Raw genomic sequence first — 15,371 nt, 5'->3', positions numbered from 1 at the left:
CCATCACTTTTTCCTGCTGATTACCAGATGCTGACCCGGTCGGCCGGGTCCAGCCAGAGGGCGTCGGCCTCCGTGGTGCCAAACGCCTCATGGAACGCGTCGAGGTTGCGCACCACGGCGTTGCAGCGCCATTCCGACGGCGAATGCGGGTCCACGGTAATGCGGCGCACGGCCTCTTCGTGGCGGATCTTGGTGCGCCAGCATTCGGCCCAGGAGAAGAAGAACCGCTCGGCGCCCGTCATGCCCTCGATCACCGGGATCTCTGCACCGTCAAGGCTCAGGCCGTAGGCCTTGTAGCCGATGGCCAGCCCGCCCAGGTCGCCGATGTTTTCGCCCAGGGTCAGTTCGCCGTTGACCTTTTCGCCGGGAGCGGCGATGGGGGAGAGGGCGTTGTACTGGTCCACGAGCTTGCCCGTCAGCTCCTCGAAGGCTGCCCGGTCGGCGTCGGTCCACCAATTGCGCAGGGCACCCGTGCCGTCGAACTTCGAGCCCTGGTCATCGAAGCCGTGGCCGATCTCGTGGCCAATCACGGCTCCGATGCCGCCGTAGTTCGCGGCGTCGTCGGCGTCGGCGTCAAAGAACGGCGGTTGCAGGATCGCGGCAGGGAACACCACTTCGTTCATGGTCGGGTTGTAATAGGCGTTGACGGTCTGTGCCGTCATGAGCCATTCCTCCCGATCGATCGGAGCCCCGATCTTGGCGAGTTGGCGGGCCAGTTCAAAGGCGTTGCCGCCTTCGATGTTGCCGATCAGGTCACCGGGGACGATCTCCAACGCCGTGTAGTCGCGCCACTTGGACGGGTAGCCGATCTTCGGGGTGAACGCGTCCAGCTTGGCCTGCGCCCTGGCAATGGTTTCCGGGCTCATCCAGGTCAGGGCGCTGATGCTTTGGCGGTACGCCTCGATCAGGTTCGCCACCAGCACCTCCATGCGTGCCTTGTGCGACTCCGGGAAGTGTTCGGCCACGTACAGCTGGCCCACGGCCTCGCCCAGGACTCCCTCGACCAGGGCCACACCGCGCTTCCAGCGTTCCCGGATCGACGGGGTGCCGCTCAGGATGGTGCCGTAGAACGCAAAGTTGGCGTCGACGAACGCGCTGGCAAGGTACGGGGCGGCCGCGGAAATGGTGCGCATGGCCAGCCAGGCCTGCCAGTCGGCCAACCGGTCCTCGGTCAGCAGCGCAGCCTGGCCCCAGAAGAAGTCCGGCGTGGCCACGACGAGCTCGGCACACTGCCCTGCGGTGACCCCCAGGGCCTCCAGCCACAGCTCCAGCGCGGGCAGCAGGTCCAGGGCGTCGGCCTTGTCCATCAGGTTGTAGGTCTTTTGCGGATCGCGCAGGGTCACCTTGTCCCAGTGCGTTGCGGCAATCTCGGTCTCCAGCGTCATGATCCGCGCGGCCTTCGCGGCGGCATCGGGTACGCCGGCCAGGCCCAGCATGGTTTCCAAATGGGCAAGGTAGGACTCGCGGATCGCGGCGAACTTCTCCTCGCGGTAGTACGACTCGTCCGGCAGGCCCAGGCCCGCCTGGTAGACGTGCAGCAGCGCGCGGTCCGGATTGCCGGCGTCGTTGTTGACGTAGGCACCAAACAGGCCGTCGCCGCCGTCGCGGTCAAGCTCGCCCATCAAGGTCACGACGCCGGCGATCGAGTCCGTGCCCGCAATGGCCGCCAGCTTCCCGGCCAGGGGAGTAGCGCCGGCAGCCTCAACAGCTTCCTCATCCATGAACCCGGCATAGAGGTCGCCGATCTTTGCCGCGACCGAGCCGGACTCCGCGCCGGGGGTTGCCGCCGCCTCGCCCGCGCGTTCGATGATCGCCTTCACGGCGGCCTCGGCCTCATCCCGCAGGGTGACAAAGGAGCCCGTCATGGCGCGGTCGTCGGGAATGATTTCCCGGGCCAGCCATTTCCCGTTCACATGCCCATACAGGTCATCCTGTGGCCGGACGGCCGGGTCGATATTGCTGCGGTTGATACCGGAATGGGTCAAGAGAATCGGGTCCCCTAAGGTCGTTTCGGACGTGGTGTCGGCGGGCGGTGCCGCCCACATAGTGAGCTCTTTCACTATCATCCTACGGGCCGTGCTAGGGTAAAAATGTGCGCACTGGAATGCTTCTTCTTAGCTGCCGCGGCGAGGCCTCAACCACGTTGACATGATCAACCTGGAGCAACGGCCCACCTCGCTGCGGTGTTTGTGCTGTCCGGCCTTGCTTCCAATACGTTGAACAAGATTAAGGTCACCTCCAATGCGAAATGCACAAAAGCCCTCGGGAATGCCGGTCCACCGCTACGTTCCGTTCCAGGACCAGATCAATGTGTCCCTGCCGGACCGCACCTGGCCGGACAAGGTCATCACCAAGGCCCCGCGCTGGTGCGCCGTGGATTTGCGTGACGGAAACCAGGCCCTGATCGACCCCATGAGCCCGGGCCGGAAGATGAAGATGTTCCAGCTGCTGGTCAAGATGGGCTTCAAGGAAATCGAGGTCGGTTTCCCGTCCGCCTCCCAGACGGACTTTGACTTTGTCCGCCAGCTGATCGAGGGCGGCCACATCCCGGACGACGTCACGATCCAGGTGCTGACCCAGGCCCGCGAACACCTGATTGAGCGCACCTACGAATCCCTGGTGGGCGCCAAGCAGGCAATCGTGCACCTGTACAACTCGACGTCCGTGCTGCAGCGCCGGGTCGTGTTCAACCAGGACGAGGACGGCATCCTGGACATCGCACTGCAGGGCGCACGCCTGTGCAAGAAGTACGAGGAAACCCTGCAGGAAACGCACATCACCTACGAGTACTCCCCGGAGTCCTTCACGGGAACCGAGCCGGAATACGCGCTGCGCGTGTGCAACGCCATCGCCGATATCTTCGAGGCCTCCGCCGACAACCAGGTCATCATGAACCTGCCGGCCACGGTTGAAATGGCCACCCCCAACGTCTACGCCGATTCCATTGAGTGGATGAGCCGGAACCTGCACCCGCGGGAGGGCATCATCTTGTCCCTGCACCCGCACAACGACCGCGGCACCGGCGTGGCCGCCGCCGAGCTCGGCTACCTGGCCGGGGCCGACCGCATTGAAGGCTGCCTGTTCGGCAACGGTGAGCGCACGGGCAATGTGGACCTGGTGACCCTGGGCCTGAACATGTTCACGCAGGGCATCGACCCCATGCTCGACTTCTCCGACATCGACGACATCCGCCGCACCGTGGAGTACTGCAACCAGCTGCCGGTCGCCGAACGCACCCCCTACGGCGGAGACCTGGTCTTCACCGCGTTCTCCGGTTCACACCAGGACGCCATCAAGAAGGGCCTGGAGGCCCTGGAGGCCGACGCCGCCGCGGCCGGCAACGCCGTCGCCGACCACACCTGGGCCGTGCCCTACCTGCCGATCGACCCGAAGGACTTGGGCCGCAGCTACGAGGCTGTGATCCGGGTGAACTCGCAGTCCGGCAAGGGCGGCGTGGCGTACCTGCTCAAGAACGAACACAACCTGGACCTGCCGCGCCGGGCCCAGATTGAATTCTCCGGGGTCATCCAGAAGCAGACCGACACCGTGGGCGGCGAGGTCAGCGGCGACCAGCTGTGGACCATCTTCAACGACGAGTACCTGCCGGCGGAGACCTCCAGCAACGCCTGGGGCCGCTACCGGATCGGTTCCTTCACGACGTCCACGGACGACGACGGCGAGATGACGCTCATCGCCAAGATGACGATCGACGGCGTCACCGCCACCCGCACGGGCACCGGCAACGGTCCCATCGCGGCCCTGCTGGGCATCCTCGGCGAGGACGGCGTGGACGTGCGCGTCCTGGACTACACCGAGCACGCCCTGAGCGAGGGCGGCGACGCCCGCGCGGCCGCGTTCGTGGAATGCGCCGTCGGTGAACGCGTGCTGTGGGGCGTCGGCATCGACGCGAACACCTCCACTGCCTCGCTGAAGGCAGTCATCTCGGCCGTCAACCGCGCCATCAGGGACGCCCAGGCGGCCTAGCCCCCACCTCCCCGCTGCTGCAACGCCACGACCCCGCCACCTTGTGTGCGGGGTCGTGGCGTTTCGCGGCGTGTGGGGGGAGGCGGGTGCATGGACAAGGTGGGAGAATGTAGGGGTGTCCAATCAATCTTTCGCCGCGCGCACCTACCGGGATGACGCCGTCGTCCTGCGCACCCACAAACTGGGGGAGGCGGACCGGATCATCACCTTGCTGACCCACCACCACGGCCAGTTGCGGGCGGTGGCCCGCGGGGTCAGGCGCACCAGCAGCAAGTTCGGGGCCCGGCTGGAACCGTTCATGGTGGCCGATCTGCAACTCGTCAAGGGCCGCACGCTGGACATCGTCACCCAGGCCGTGGCCAAGGGCAGCTACGGGGACAACATTGCCGCGAACTACGACCGCTACGTGGTGGCCGCGGCCATGGCGGAGACCGCCGAACGGCTCACCGACGTCGACGGCGAAACCTCCGGCGCCCACTACCTGCTGCTGGTGGGGGCCCTGGCCTCGCTGAGCCGCGGCGCCCACGCGCCCGCACTCATCCTTGACTCCTACCTGTTGCGGGCCGTGTCGATCGCCGGTTGGGCTCCCAGTTTTGGCGACTGCGCCCGGTGCGGGGAACCCGGGCCGCACGGGGCGTTCAACGCGTCGCTGGGCGGCGCCGTCTGCCACGAGTGCCGGCCCCCGGGCTCGCCCGCGCCTGCCCCGCAAACCATGTTCTTGTTGGCCTGCCTGCTCAGCGGTGACTGGGCCGGGGCGGACGCGTCCGAATCGATTCACCGGAACGAGGCCGCCGGCCTTGTGGCCGGTTATGTCCAATGGCATCTGGAACGCACTGTGCGTTCCCTCAGACTTGTGGAGCGTGCGTAGTACCCATGGCCAAACGAAGCAGCAGAAGCAGCGCGAAACCGCCCGTGGTGGCCCCCTGGGCGCACCAGTCGGGTGCCGTCATGCCCGACATCCCGGCGGAACTCGTGCCAAACCACGTGGCCATCGTCATGGACGGCAACGGGCGCTGGGCCAACCAGCGCGGCCTGCCGCGCATTGAGGGCCACAAGGCGGGGGAGCCGGCACTGCTGGACGTCATGGCGGGCGCCATTGAAATGGGCATCAAGTATGTGAGCGTGTACGCCTTCTCCACCGAAAACTGGAAGCGGTCTCCCGAGGAGATCCGCTTCCTCATGGGATTTAACAAGGATGTGCTGCGTCGCCAGCGCGACCAGCTTGACGCCTGGGGAGTGCGGGTCCGCTGGGCCGGGCGGCGGCCGCGGCTGTGGGGCTCGGTCATCAAGGAACTCGAGGTGGCCGAGGAGCACACCAAGGACAACGACACCATTACGTTGACCATGTGTGTTAATTACGGCGGCAGGGCGGAGATTTCCGACGCCGTCGCCGCACTGGCCGCAGACGTCGCCGCCGGCAAGCTCAGCCCGCGGTCCGTGACGGAGAAGACCATCCAGAAGTACATGTACCTGCCGGATGTTCCCGACGTCGATTTGTTCCTGCGCTCCAGCGGCGAACAGCGGTTGTCCAACTTCATGCTGTGGCAAAGCGCGTATGCGGAGTTTGTCTTCATGGATACCTTGTGGCCCGACGTCGACCGCCGCACCTTGTGGACGGCCGTGGACGAATACGCACGCCGGGACCGCCGCTACGGCGGTGCCGTGGACGCGGCCGCCAAGGCCTAAGGCCGGAGGCTCGTCCGCTTATCAATTCACCGTCCTAGTGACCGGGGAAAGAAAAGTCTGGTCGAGGGATTGTGGCGCCGCTGCAGTTCGCGCGATGTAGGGCATCGGTAAGGGCCTTCGTTCACAGCCAATAATATTTAGTTCTAGTAGCTATTTATTTACTCGTTCATATGTACTAAAATAGAATCATGGGCACCATCCACCGGCCCGGTTTAGAGAGGGGCTCCAGCCCCTCCGGTCCGTCGATTCCGTTTCTCCGCCCCGGCCGCGTGCCGGAGGCCGATGCTTACGGGCCCGGCGTTGGTGTTGATGCCGTGTTCGCCCGGCTGATCGCCACCGATCCTTTTGCCGATGACCCCCGGATGGAGAATGTGACGTGGGTTGGCCCGGCGCGTGCGGCCACGGTCGAGGAATGGGCGGGGCTCACCGGCCTGGACGCGGCCCCGGTCTACGTTTCTTTGCCGCCTACGGACGTTCAGGGGCGGCTGGAGTTGGTGCGGGCGTCCGTCCCCGACCATCCCAAAGCTCCCCGGCCCAATAATCCGGCCGGTATCCGTTGGACGCCGGCGGCCGGCGCGGATGCGCTGGACGGCCTGGATCCTTCCGGTCTGGCGGACAACGACCTGCTCGACTACGCCCACGCGGCAAATCGCCTTGCCGCCTTCGCCCAGGCCATGGAAGCGACAGCCCTTGCGGCCTTTGCTGCCCGCCGGCCGCCCTTGGAGGGCGAAACCCGCCGGGACCGGCATCCGGACACCTCGTTCTGGGCGGCCGGGGAACTTATGGCGGTCTACGCGATCGGAGAAGGTGCCGCCGCGCGTCGCATGGACGACGCCGAGACTCTCGTCAGTGCACTGCCGGCCACTCATGCCCTGTTGAGGCAGGGACTGTTGGACGCGGTTCGCGTCCGGGCGATCCGCCATGGACTGGAAAACGTGCCCGAGTCGCTCTTCCCCGTGCTGGAGCCTCTGTTCCTGCCCGGCGCCTCACGCATGAACCCGGCCTCACTCACCCGCAAGATTCGGCGCCTTGCCGAGAAGCATAATCCGGAGCCGCTGACGGAACGTCACAACAGGGCCGCGGTGCAACGACGTGTCTGGTTCACCCCGCTTCCGGATGCCATGGCGCAGATTGGCGCAGTTCTTCCTGCCGTTCCGGCCTTGGCGTTGTTTGAGTCATTGCAGGCCTGGGCGCTCAACGCCCAACGGGAGGGCAATCCCAGCACGGCCCTGACTCCTACGGGGAGACCATCTCGGAGCCTGGACAACTACATGGCGGACTGCTTCCTGGACCTGATCCACCAGGCCTTCCTGCACCCGGGCCGCAATGGCGGCAATCGTGATTGCAGCGACGTGGCAGGGCCTGATCGAGCGTTTCTCGGGCCGACGGATGGGCAGGCTCCCTGTAACTCCACCTTCGTTCCAAGGATTCCGGCCAAGGTAGCCGTCGAAGTCCCCGTCATGACCCTGCTCGGACACACCGAAGAACCCGGAAATCTGGATGGATACGGACCCATTCCAGCAGACCAGGCCAGGGAACTGGCCGCCGGCGCCAAGTCCTGGCAACGCATCCTGACAGATCCCGAGAGGGGAACCCGGCTGAGCATTGGTCGTGGGTCGCATAAGCCGCCGGCGGACATGGTGCGCCTGGTCCGCCTCCGCGACCCCGTCTGCACAGGCATCGGCTGCGACCACCCGGCCCGCTCCTGCGACATCGACCACACCATCCCTTTCCATCAAGACAGATACGGACCCGACGGCACCCTGCTGCCCAAAGGCGAAACGAGCGTCGAGAACCTGCGTCCACGGTCCAGGTACTGTCACCGGCTCAAAGACGATCCAATAACCGGATGGACAGTGGAACCGGCCGGTCCGGGCATCACCAGGACCATCACGCCCACGGGCCGTGAATACCTCCACAGTCAAAACGACGGCGACGGTCCAGAGCCGTCTGACGCACCCTGCCCGTTCTAGTCAGCCCGCGTAACCGCGCAGCCACCGCTCCAGCCGCCGGTAGGCGTCATCCCGAACTGCGGGAGTGGAAAGGAACACCTCATGCAGCGCCCCGTCAATGCGTTCCACGCTCACGCTGTTGCCCAGGGAAAGTGAGCGGAGCGCCAGGGTGCGAACATCGAGCACCACGTCGGCCCGCAGCATGGCGTCACTCCAGACGGGACCAAGCAGGCTCCGTGAGGACAAAAGCACCAGCACCGGCATGGGCAGCCCAAGTCCGCCGGCCACGGTTCGCTGGGCCGCCAGGATGGCCCGCATCCACCCGGCCCGGACCGGGAAGGCCTGTGGGGGCCGCATCCGCCTGTCCACGGCCCACTCGCCGTAGGCCTCCTTGCTGATGCCGCGCCAATAAAAGGTGCGTTCGGGAACCCGCATCCGTGTCAACGGGCGGAAGTCGGCAACAGGCCGGACCAGGGGAGTGGCCGCACGCCGGATCGCGGCGCCGCCCTGGATCTCCAACCACGGGCTGTTGAGCACAAGGTGGCTGACCAGGGCAGGGAACTTGTGTGCCCACAAGGTGGCGATGAGGCCGCCCGTGGAATGGCCCACCAGGACAAGTTGGCGGGGCTGGTCGCTGCCGGCGTCGTCGGAAATCACCGAATGGGCCCGCAGGATCTCCTCGTCATAGTCGGCGAGGTCGTCCACGTAGCCGCCCAGTTCGGCCGACACCAGGCTGCGCCCGTGGTTGTGCAAATCCAGTGCATAGAATTCATAGCCGTGCCCCGTGAAGAACTCCGCCAGGCCGGTGTTGTAAAAGTAGTCGCTCCAGCCGTGGAGGTAGAGCACGGCACGCCGGGTTCCGGTGGTACCGCTCTCCGGCCGGTGCCGCACCAGGGTTGCCCGGCGGGGGGAGCCGTCGGCGCGGGGCACCTCCAACGCCATGGACTGGTAATCAGCTCCGAGGATGTCGGTGGCCCAGACCTGCGCGGGGCGGCTCATGCGGCTGCGGCGCTGCGGCCGGCCGTGCGCCCGGAGAACAGGCAGCCGCCCAGGAAGGTGCCCTCCAGCGAGCGGTAGCCGTGCAATCCACCGCCGCCAAAGCCGGCAGCCTCGCCCGCGGCGAACAGACCGGGGATGGCGGCGCCGTCGGGCCCCAACACACGGGAGGACAGATCCGTTTGCAGGCCGCCAAGGCTCTTGCGGGTCAGCGTGGACAGGCGCACGGCGATCAACGGGCCGTGTTCGGGCGCCATCATGGCGTGTGGCGGGACCACGCGCATGAGTTTGTCGGTGGCGAAGCGGCGCGCCTCCCGGATCGCATTCAGCTGGGTGTCCTTCCCCAGGCCGCTCAGGACCTGGCGGTCCCGGGCGGCAATCGTCTGGTGCAGCCTGTCCGGGTCGATCAGGTCGGCACCGATGAGGGCGTTCATCTTGCCCGCCAGTTCCACCGGAGTGGCCGCCTGCAGGAAATCGATGCCGCGGTCGAGGAACTTTTGCACCGGCCCCGTGGCACCGGGAAGCGCCCGCTTGGCCAGCAGTTTGACGTCCCTGCCCGTGAGGTCGGGATTTTGTTCGGATCCGGACAACGCGAATTCCTTGCTGATGATGGTCTTGTTCAGCACGAACCAGGAGTGGTCATGTCCCGTGGTGCCCAAATGCCGCAACGTGCCCAGGGAATCAAATCCCGGGAACAACGGCACGGGCAGGCGCCGTCCGGTGGCGTCGAGCCACAAGGGGACGGCCCGGAGAGGATCCTGATGCCGTGGTTGGGCCACACGGGGTCGGGGTTGTGGATGCCCTCGGGGTAGTGCCACATGCGGTCGGTGTTGACGAGTGCTCCACCGGCGGCAGCAACCGCTTGCTGGAATTCCCCGTCCACCGATGCCGGGACACCGGTGAGCATGTAGCCGGGGCTCCCGCCGCCGGGCCACTGGGAGCGCACCATGGCGTGGTTTCCGCCGATGCCGCCGGTGGTGACGACGACGGCGCCCGCGGACGCCGTGAAGTCGCCGGAAACCTCCCGGCTGCTCGCAACGCCCCGTTCCACACCGGAGGGGACAAGGACTTCACCGCGGACGCCCGTGACGGCTCCGTCGTCGAACACCAGCTCCGTGGCACGGTGGCGGAAGGCAAGGCGAACCTTGCCCGCGGCAACACCCTCGGCGATCTTGGCAAGGAACGGCTCCAGGATGCCGGGGCCCGTGCCCCAGACCACGTGGAAGCGTGGCACGGAATTGCCGTGGCCCTCGGCGTCGTAACCGCCACGCTCGGCCCATTGCACCAGCGGGAAGAACCGGACGCCCAGTGCGTGGAGCCACTGGCGTTTCTCGCCGGCGGCAAAGTTCACATAGGCCTCCGCCCATTGGCGCGCCCAATGGTCCTCGGCCCGGTCGAAGCCGGCCGAGCCAAACCAGTCGCCCATGGCCAGTTCCACGCTGTCCTTGACGCCGAGGTGGCGCTGCTCGGGGGAGTCCACCAGGAAGAGCCCGCCAAAGGACCAATGGGCCTGCCCGCCCAGCGACGCCTCCGGCTCCTGGTCGAGCACCAGCACCGTGCGGCCTGCGTTGTATGCCTCGGCCGTGGCGACCAGTCCGGAAAGGCCCGCGCCGACCACCACGACGTCGGCCCGCAATTGCGTCTGTGCTCCATTGCTTCCCATGGCGCCATGCTAGCGCCTGTTGGGAGGGTGCGTCCGGTGGCTGGGTGCGTTTTGCAGTTGCGCCGCCAAGACGGAAAACTAGGAGGCATGCGAATTTATCCCACCTTCTTCCGGCTCTGTTTCTCCTGGATGGACGCCGAACGGGCGCACAAGATCGGGTTCACCCTGATCAAGACCGCCCACACGGTGGGTGCCGGCGCCGTGCTGCGCCGCATGTTCGCCCCGTCGCCGACCCTGCAGACAACGGCGTTCGGCATGACGTTCCCCACACCGTTTGGCCTGGCCGCCGGTTTCGACAAGGAAGGGCACGGCATCAACGCCCTGGCCAACCTTGGCTTTGGCCACGTGGAGGTGGGCACCATTACGGGTGCCGCCCAGCCCGGCAACCCGCAACCGCGGCTGTTCCGCCTGGTCGAGGACCGCGCCGTCATCAACAGGATGGGCTTCAATAACGACGGCGCCGCCGCCGTTGCGCCGCGCCTGGCCAAGGCGTTGGCGGAGTTGGGCAAGAGCTACCCGGCCGTGCGGCCCATCGTGGGCGTCAACATTGGCAAGACCAAGCTGGTGGAACTTGAGGATGCGCTGGAGGACTACCTGGTCAGCGCCCGCACCCTGGCGCCGTCGGCCGACTACATGGTGGTCAACGTCAGCTCGCCCAACACGCCGGGACTGCGCCTGCTGCAAAACGTCGAAACCCTCCGCCCGCTCCTGACGGGCGTGCGCGAGGCCGCGGACACGGCCGCTGGCCGGCACGTGCCATTGCTGGTGAAGATCGCCCCGGATCTCTCCGATGAGGACATTGCCGACGTGGCAGCACTGGCCCTCGACCTCAAGCTCGACGGCATCATCGCCACGAACACGACCATCAGCCGTGACGGCCTGGCCAGCCCGGCCGCCATGGTGGAGGAGAAGGGTGCCGGCGGTTTGTCCGGAGCCCCGCTCAAGGCGCGTTCCCTGGCCGTGCTGCGCCAGCTCAAGACGGCCGTGGGAGATTCGCTGACCCTGATCTCCGTGGGCGGCGTGGAGACCGGCGCCGAGGTGCAGGAACGCCTCGACGCCGGCGCCACCCTGGTGCAGGGCTACACGGCCTTCTTGTACGAAGGACCGTTCTGGGCTGCCCGCATCAACAAGGAACTGGCCAAGCTGCGCAAGTAGCGGCCTGACCCCTCGCCGCCCGACTGCTCGGGCGGCCTGCTGAGCTGTTCCCCCGCAGGACTCAGCGTGGGTTTTGCGTAGAACACTGTTGTGCGCAAAACCCACGCCAAATCATGCGGGGAACGGTCCGGGTCAGTCCGTTACGCCACGCGGGTGGGCGGGCTGACCGTCCTGGCGGGGTCGTTGATGATGCTCGGCGCCAGTGCGGCGTCAATGGCTGCCATGAGCTCGGCCGGGATCTTCACCCCGGACGCGGCGACGTTTTCGGCCACCTGCTCCGGGCGTGAGGCGCCAACCAGTGCGGTCGCCACGTTGTCGTTCTGCAGCACCCAGGCGATGGCCAGCTGGGACATCTTCAGGCCCAGCTCGTCGGCGATCGGCTTGAGCTTTTGGACGTTGCTGAGGATCTCGTCGTCCAGGAGTGCGCTGATCATGTTCTTGCCGCCGTGCTCGTCCGTGGCGCGCGAGCCGGCGGGGGCGGCCTGTCCGGGCAGGTACTTGCCGCTCAGCACGCCTTGGGCCATGGGCGACCACACCACCTGGGACATGCCCAGTTCCTTGGCAGCCGGAATCACCTCGGGTTCAATGACGCGCCACAACGCCGAGTACTGGGGTTGGTTGGACACGAGCGCAAAGCCCGCCTCGCGGGCCAGCGCCTGCCCGTCACGCAGCTGCTGGGCATTCCATTCGCTGACGCCAATGTACAGCGCCTTGCCCTGGCGGACGACGTCGGCAAACGCGCCAATGGTCTCCTCAAGCGGGGTTTCGTAGTCAAATCGATGCGCCTGGTACAGGTCCACATAGTCCATGTTCAGACGTCGCAGTGAATTGTTGATGCCCTCCATGATGTGCTTGCGGGAGAGCCCGGTGTCGTTGGGTCCCTTCGGGCCCACAGGCCAGTAGACCTTGGTGAACACTTCCAGGGACTCGCGGCGTTCGGAGGCCAGTGCGGTTCCCAGCACAGTTTCGGCGGCGCCGTTCGCGTAGGTGTCGGCCGTGTCGAAGGTGGTGATGCCGGCGTCGAGCGCGGCCCGCACGCAGGCGGTGGCGACGTCGTTCTCCACCTGGGAGCCGTGGGTGAGCCAGTTGCCGTAGGTGATTTCGGTGATCTTCAGGCCTGAACGGCCAAGGTAGCGATATTCCATGGTCCCAGCCTAGCGGCCGAGGGTGTGTGGCCGGTCACGGCACGACTTAGTGGAAGACGCGACTTAAAGCACGACGCCGGCCCCGTCCAGAAGGAGGGAACCGGCGTCGTTAGGGCACGTGGATCAGCTGGGCCATTCCCCGCGCTTGACCATGGGCTTGGGCAGGCGCAGGCGGCGGAACTGCAGGGACCGCATGGTGCCGTACCAAACGACGCCCTGGTCCACCGACTTGAACTTCTCGATGAGCTTGCGCTTGAGCTTGCGCGACATCAGCCAGGCGTCGATCGCCACACCGGCCACCATGACCCAGAACAGGCCGAAGACGTAGATCTGTGTGTTGTTGGCGGATCCGTCGGCGTTGCGGGTCGGAATGACCACGGTCAGCACCACGATCGCCAGCGCGATGAACATGACGTATTCGCCGAGGCTGAAGCGGGCGTCCACGAAGTCACGGGCGTAACGCTTCTGCGGGCCCTTGTCGCGGATGGGTAGGAAGCGCTCCTCGCCGGTGTCCAGGGCGCGGCGCATCCGGGCCTGCTCCTCGCGGCGGGCGTCACGGGCGGCAACCTTGGCGGCCGCACGGTCGTTGGGCACCAGGGGGCGCTTACGTGCCTCCTCCTGCGCCTTGCGGGACGGAGTGGGCACACCCTTGGCCGAGCGGGGGTCCTTGGACCTGTCCATCGACTCGTCGGGGGCAGGCGCAGCCTGCGGGGCGGGGGCTTGATCTTTCTTACGTCCAAACACCCGTAAAGGATACCTTGATCCGGGCCGCGCCCTTGACCGGTGCGGAATACTCGACGGTAGGGTTGCGTATATGACTGAAAATAACCCGTTGCATGCTGCCCCGATCGCTCCCATCGGTGCAGGCGTCCCCGTTGCGGAACTCCGCAACAGTGTGGCGCAAAACTTTGCGGCCACCGTGTCCGAGCTCGTTGACCTGGTCGCCATCCCCGGCATCGCCTGGGATGCCTTCGACGCCAAACAGCTCGACATCAGCGCCGAGGCCGTGGCCGCCCTGATCCGCAGCACAGGCCTTGAGGACGTGCAGATCCTGCGCGTCAACAAGGACGACGGCACCCCCGGCGGTCCCGCCGTCGTGGCCCGCAAGCCCGCGGCACCCGGATACCCCACGGTGGTGCTCTATGCGCACCATGACGTGCAGCCGCCCGCCGACCTGACCCTGTGGGAGACCGAACCCTTCACCGCCGCGGAACGCGACGGGCGGCTCTTTGGCCGCGGCGCAGCCGACGACAAGGCCGGGATCATGGCGCACATTGCCTCGATGCGCGCCCTCAACGAGGTGCTGGGCGCCGATTTCGGCTTGGGCGTCACCTTCTTCATCGAAGGCGAGGAGGAGGCCGGTTCGCCGACGTTCCGCAGCTTCCTGGAGACCCACCACAAACTGCTCGAGGGCGACGTCATCGTCGTCGCCGATTCCTCCAACTGGAAGGTGGGCGTTCCCGCCCTGACCACGAGCCTTCGCGGCCTGGTGGACGGCACCGTGGAGGTGCGCGTCCTTGACCACGCCGTCCACTCGGGCATGTTTGGCGGACCCATCCTTGACGCCCCGACTCTGCTGTCCCGCCTGATCGCCACCTTCCACGACGACGACGGCTCCGTCGCGATCGAAGGGCTGGCCCGCAACGAGCACGCCCAGTTGGACTACCCCGAGGAGACGTTCCGCAGCGACGCCGCCGTGCTCGACGGCGTCCGCCTGGCGGGCACCGGCAGCATCACCTCCCGCCTGTGGGACAAACCGGCGCTGTCCATCATCGGCATGGACATCCCGTCCGTCGCCATGAGCTCGAACACCCTGCTGCCGGCGGCCCGGGCCAAGTTCAGCCTGCGCCTGGCGCCGGGCCAGAACCCGGAGGAGGCCATGGCTGCGGTGGATGCGCACGTGCAAAAGCACGCACCGTTTGGCGCCCGCGTCACGTTCACCCCCGGTGAGGCCGGCCAGGCATTTGCCACCGACACCAGCGCGCCGGCCGCCCAGACGGCGCTGTGGGCGCTGGGGGAGTCCTGGGGCGTCCCCGCCGTCGAAAGCGGCATGGGCGGATCCATCCCGTTCATCGCGGACCTCAACGAGATGTTCCCGGCCGCACAGATCCTGGTGACGGGCGTTGAAGACCCCGACTCCCGGGCCCACAGCGCCAACGAATCCCTGCACCTGGGCGACTTTGAAAAGGCCATCACGGCCCAGGCGTTCCTGATGAGCGCCATGAACTCGGCCCGTTAGCCGGCCGCTGCGTCGAGCCCGGCAGGGGCGCCCGCCGCGGGGAACACATTTGCCCCGGCCTTGGTTTGCATAGTTAGCGCCCCTGCCGGGCTCGACGTAGCATGTACTTGTTACCCCACGTAAGGAAATGCCATGACCGCACATGTCCATGAAGAAACCACCGCCGCCGTTGACGCGACCGAGCTGCCCGCCCACGGCGTCCAGATCAGCGACGTTGCCGCCGGCAAGGTCCGCAGCCTGCTGGAGCAGGAAGGCCGCACCGATCTCCGCCTGCGCGTCGCCGTGCAGCCCGGCGGTTGCTCCGGCCTGATCTACCAGCTCTACTTTGACGAGCGACTCCTGGACGGCGACGCCGTACGCGACTTTGACGGCGTCGAAGTTGTCATCGACAAGATGAGCGTGCCCTACCTGGACGGTGCCAGCATCGACTTCGAAGACACCATTTCCAAGCAGGGTTTCACGATCGACAACCCCAACGCCGGGGGCTCTTGCGCCTGCGGTGATTCGTTCCACTAACCGAAGCTTTTATTCTCGGTGTAGATGCCACCGGC

The 15,371-nt window shown here is 66.5% G+C and carries 11 protein-coding genes and 1 pseudogene; 7 read left to right on the top strand and 5 right to left on the bottom strand.

The window, feature by feature from the left end; translation table 11 throughout:
* Positions 1-20: 20 nt before the first annotated feature.
* The gene (locus tag AL755_RS12195) at positions 21-1,985 is read right to left on the bottom strand and encodes a M13 family metallopeptidase (protein ID WP_054013034.1); all 1,965 of its coding nucleotides are present in this window, start codon (positions 1,983-1,985) and stop codon (positions 21-23) included.
* Positions 1,986-2,241: 256 nt separating this feature from the next.
* Here AL755_RS12195 and leuA point away from each other — a divergent pair, with 256 nt between their 5' ends.
* The 4 genes from leuA to AL755_RS12175 all read left to right on the top strand — a co-directional run bounded on the left by leuA (position 2,242) and on the right by AL755_RS12175 (position 7,643).
* Positions 2,242-3,984 (top strand): 2-isopropylmalate synthase, encoded by a 1,743-nt coding sequence (gene leuA, locus AL755_RS12190; protein WP_054011236.1) that lies wholly within the window; start codon positions 2,242-2,244, stop codon positions 3,982-3,984.
* A gap of 115 nt (positions 3,985-4,099) precedes the next feature.
* The gene (gene recO, locus AL755_RS12185; RefSeq protein ID WP_054011235.1) at positions 4,100-4,852 is read left to right on the top strand and encodes a DNA repair protein RecO; all 753 of its coding nucleotides are present in this window, start codon (positions 4,100-4,102) and stop codon (positions 4,850-4,852) included.
* 5 nt (positions 4,853-4,857) lie between these two features.
* On the top strand, positions 4,858-5,670 hold the full coding sequence (locus tag AL755_RS12180; protein WP_054011234.1) for an isoprenyl transferase: 813 nt from the start codon (positions 4,858-4,860) through the stop codon (positions 5,668-5,670).
* 188 nt (positions 5,671-5,858) lie between these two features.
* Positions 5,859-7,643: a DUF222 domain-containing protein gene (locus tag AL755_RS12175; protein WP_054011233.1), complete on the top strand. Its 1,785-nt coding sequence runs from the start codon at positions 5,859-5,861 to the stop codon at positions 7,641-7,643.
* Here the strand turns inward: AL755_RS12175 and AL755_RS12170 are convergent, their stop codons facing one another.
* Together AL755_RS12170 and AL755_RS12165 are read right to left on the bottom strand one after the other, a co-directional pair.
* Positions 7,644-8,621, bottom strand: a complete 978-nt coding sequence (locus AL755_RS12170) for an alpha/beta hydrolase (RefSeq protein ID WP_054011232.1) — start codon at positions 8,619-8,621, stop codon at positions 7,644-7,646.
* A pseudogene (locus AL755_RS12165) lies at positions 8,618-10,281 on the bottom strand (FAD-binding dehydrogenase). The gene AL755_RS12170 and the pseudogene AL755_RS12165 overlap by 4 nt, the downstream one beginning before the upstream one ends.
* A gap of 87 nt (positions 10,282-10,368) precedes the next feature.
* Between AL755_RS12165 and AL755_RS12160 the strand changes: the two are divergent.
* Positions 10,369-11,436 (top strand): quinone-dependent dihydroorotate dehydrogenase, encoded by a 1,068-nt coding sequence (locus tag AL755_RS12160; RefSeq protein ID WP_054011231.1) that lies wholly within the window; start codon positions 10,369-10,371, stop codon positions 11,434-11,436.
* A 140-nt stretch (positions 11,437-11,576) separates the two neighbouring features.
* Here AL755_RS12160 and AL755_RS12155 read toward each other — a convergent pair whose 3' ends face one another.
* Both AL755_RS12155 and AL755_RS12150 read right to left on the bottom strand, forming a co-directional pair.
* Positions 11,577-12,581, bottom strand: coding sequence for an aldo/keto reductase family protein (locus AL755_RS12155; RefSeq protein ID WP_054011230.1), 1,005 nt, complete (start codon positions 12,579-12,581; stop codon positions 11,577-11,579).
* 123 nt (positions 12,582-12,704) lie between these two features.
* The gene (locus AL755_RS12150) at positions 12,705-13,325 is read right to left on the bottom strand and encodes a DUF3043 domain-containing protein (RefSeq protein WP_054011229.1); all 621 of its coding nucleotides are present in this window, start codon (positions 13,323-13,325) and stop codon (positions 12,705-12,707) included.
* 70 nt (positions 13,326-13,395) lie between these two features.
* On the opposite strand from AL755_RS12150, the gene AL755_RS12145 reads away from it, so the two are divergent.
* Together AL755_RS12145 and AL755_RS12140 are read left to right on the top strand one after the other, a co-directional pair.
* The gene (locus AL755_RS12145) at positions 13,396-14,820 is read left to right on the top strand and encodes a dipeptidase (RefSeq protein WP_054011228.1); all 1,425 of its coding nucleotides are present in this window, start codon (positions 13,396-13,398) and stop codon (positions 14,818-14,820) included.
* Positions 14,821-14,952: 132 nt separating this feature from the next.
* Positions 14,953-15,336: a HesB/IscA family protein gene (locus AL755_RS12140; protein WP_054011227.1), complete on the top strand. Its 384-nt coding sequence runs from the start codon at positions 14,953-14,955 to the stop codon at positions 15,334-15,336.
* Positions 15,337-15,371: the final 35 nt, after the last annotated feature.

The organism is Arthrobacter sp. ERGS1:01 (assembly GCF_001281315.1).
Taxonomy (GTDB): domain Bacteria; phylum Actinomycetota; class Actinomycetes; order Actinomycetales; family Micrococcaceae; genus Specibacter.
This window is presented reverse-complemented; position numbering and strand designations above follow the sequence as displayed.